Genomic DNA, 2,869 nt, shown 5'->3' with positions numbered 1-2,869 from the left:
CTTTGGCCCCAAAGGCAAGGTTTCGAGCGCTGAGTTGCGCAGCAACTCGTAAGTGCGCCCTTCAACCTTCAATCGCTGCGCTCTTTCAGTAGGGATCAGGCAACGCGCACGATCTACTCGCATTTCTGTCAGTTGCGACCGACGACACGCTGTTTACGGTGTGGGCGACAATGGACGAAGCAAAACCGCAAGCGATCATGTTGGAGGTGTTAGTGGGGATGACGCGCAAGACGATCGAACAACGCATCGCCGAACTGGAGGTGCTCAAAAAGACGCTGAAGGCGCGGCTTGGCAAACAAGAACGCGTCGAGGACACCAGGCGGAAGATCCTGCTTGGCGCGCTCGTGCTGCACCGGCTCGAACACGGCAAGGATCCATTTTCCCGCGATCTGATGAGCTGGTTGCGCCGCGAACTCCCGGGCTTCCTGAGCCGCGACCATGACAAGGCGCTGTTCACAGGCATCCTCGATGCGTCGATCACACCGAACCAAAACGAACCAGGGATGGACAGCCAGCCATGACCGTCGTCGATTTGCTGAAGGCGGTCGTCAAAGCGCCGATCTACGCGGTCGTCTGCGGGGTTCTGGGTCTGGTCCTCGCCGCACTCCTCGTACTCGGCAATGCGGTGGTGCAAGCGCTCACGGACATCGAGCCCGCAAGCGTCCATCGCGCCGTCGATGCCATCGCAAAATACCTGCCGGCGATCATGGCCATCGGCGGCTTCATCTCTGCGTTCGTGCCAATCACCGATCTTCGCGCAGCCGTCTTTGGCACCGCCCGTTGGGCCAACCGGAAAGAGCTGCAGTCCCTCGCCAAAGTCGAGAGCGGATTGTTGATCGGCCGCGACAGCAAAGACGGAAAGCTGCTTCGCTATGACGGACCAGCACATCTTCTGACGATGGCGCCAACGCGAACCGGCAAGGGGGTCGGGACCATCATTCCCAATCTGCTGACTGCCGACCGCTCGGTGATCTGCATCGATCCGAAAGGCGAGAACGCCAGGATCACCAGTCGGGCGCGGCAATCATTCGGACCGGTCCATGTGCTCGATCCGTCGAACCTCGATGTTGCCGAAGACGCCAGCACGCTCGCCGACGCGTTGGTGTTCGATGAGCCGGAAATGGCAGGCGAGACACATTGGAACGAAGAGGCCAAGGCGCTGATCGCCGGGATCATCCTCCACGTGGTCACGCACCATCCGCCGGATGAGCGAAGTCTCGTCCGCCTGCGTCACTATCTGACATTGGCGCCGGAAGCATTCGAAGCCTTGCTGAAACAGCTGCAGGCATCAACCGAGGTGAACGGTCTTGTCGCTCGTGCCGCCAACCGACATCTCGGTAAATCCGATCGCGAAGCCGCAGGCGTCCTCTCGGCAGCGCAACGCCACACGCATTTTCTCGACAGTCCGCGCATGGCGGCCGTACTCGGACGGTCGGATTTTCGCTTCGCTGATTTGAAGCACCACAACGCGACGGTGTTTCTGGTTTTGCCGCCCGATCGGCTTTCGACCTATTCGCGTTGGCTTCGCCTGCTCGTCAGCCAGAGCCTCACCGACATGGCCCGGGATCCCATGAAGCCGGCAATGCCGGTCCTTTATCTTCTCGATGAGTTTGCCGCCCTCGGTCACCTCGATCCTGTCGAGCGCGCCATGGGACTGATGGCTGGCTACGGTGTTCAGCTCTGGCCGATCCTGCAAGATGTCCATCAGCTTCGCGCCACATACGGAAAGAGGGCAGGGACGTTCCTCTCCAATGCCAGTGTCCTTCAGCTGTTCGGTGTCAACGACATCGAGACGGCGGAATTGGTCGGAAAGACGATTGGCAAAACAGACGCACAGTATTTTACGGGCTCATGGAGCGAAGGAAAGAGCTCGACCTCCGAGCACATCGCTGCGCGCGATCTGATCAATCCGGACGAGGTGATGCGGCTGCCGAGCGATCAAATGATCTTGCTCCGGCAGGGGCAGCGGCCGGCGCTGGTTCGCAAGCTGCGCTACTACGATGATCCAGAGTTCAAGGCGCTGTTCGATCCGTCATGAGAGATGAAACTAAAGACCTATTCAAAACGCTGATGTTCACGGTCGGCTGCATCACCAGCAGCAACCCTTCCGACCGACGACGGATCGCTGAGGCCTACGCGAATGCTCATAATATCGTTTCAGAAATCGCGCTTGACCGAGGAGACGTTTATCCACGTATCGTTGTCTGCTTTCAACATTTTGATCGCTACCGGGCAGCGGGCGATATCGCATATGCTGGATGGATGCTCACGGCGTTGGCGCTTCGAGTCGACGAACGAAATCTTCGAGAGTGGAGGGTTCTCCGTAGGATCATAGATGAGACCGTAGCGCTTTTGCCGATCGCTGTCGCAACAGTTAACTAGCCCTTTCGAAACCATCAGACTGGAATGGTGTCCGATTCATTCTGAGCCGTCTGCTTTTGGCTTGGCGAAGCGCACCCCGGCGCCGCCACCGTTCTCGCTAATGAATTCAATTCCAGCTTTTTCGAATGCGTACTGTATCGCTTGCATCGTTGCGGCATGTCCAGCCCGCCCTGCTTCAATTCGAGTTACGGTGGCCGCCGTGACAGCCGCATGCTTTGCCAAGTCCCGGACACCCCATTTTAACGCTGCTCGAGCCATCCGAACTTGATCACCTGATATCATATTATAACCTTGACATTATTTCTATAATCTTCCAGACTCGTGGCGCGATCAGATATTGGGCGATCGCGGCCAAGCAAGGCGCTGCAAACACCTTACCTGGCCTACCACAATCTCTTATGTTCGTATTCAAGCCCTTTGGCCATGATTTTTCCTTTTCGACTTTGACGACGAATGCACATGCTTGAAGCTATTGAACAAAGGAGGA

3 protein-coding genes are annotated in these 2,869 nt (G+C 57.5%); 2 read left to right on the top strand and 1 reads right to left on the bottom strand.

Annotated elements, in window-relative coordinates; translation table 11 throughout:
* The first annotated feature begins 218 nt into the window (after positions 1 to 218).
* Positions 219 to 521: a mobilization protein gene (locus PY650_RS36230; RefSeq protein WP_285884900.1), complete on the top strand. Its 303-nt coding sequence runs from the start codon at positions 219 to 221 to the stop codon at positions 519 to 521.
* On the top strand, positions 518 to 2,038 hold the full coding sequence (locus tag PY650_RS36225) for a type IV secretory system conjugative DNA transfer family protein (RefSeq protein WP_285884899.1): 1,521 nt from the start codon (positions 518 to 520) through the stop codon (positions 2,036 to 2,038). Before PY650_RS36230 ends, PY650_RS36225 begins: the two co-directional genes overlap by 4 nt.
* Before the next feature lie 380 nt (positions 2,039 to 2,418).
* Here the strand turns inward: PY650_RS36225 and PY650_RS36220 are convergent, their stop codons facing one another.
* On the bottom strand, positions 2,419 to 2,664 hold the full coding sequence (locus PY650_RS36220; protein WP_285884898.1) for a helix-turn-helix domain-containing protein: 246 nt from the start codon (positions 2,662 to 2,664) through the stop codon (positions 2,419 to 2,421).
* Positions 2,665 to 2,869: the final 205 nt, after the last annotated feature.

The sequence above is a fragment of the Martinezella calliandrae genome (genome assembly GCF_030272695.1).
Classification (GTDB): domain Bacteria; phylum Pseudomonadota; class Alphaproteobacteria; order Rhizobiales; family Rhizobiaceae; genus Rhizobium; species Rhizobium calliandrae.
This window is presented reverse-complemented; position numbering and strand designations above follow the sequence as displayed.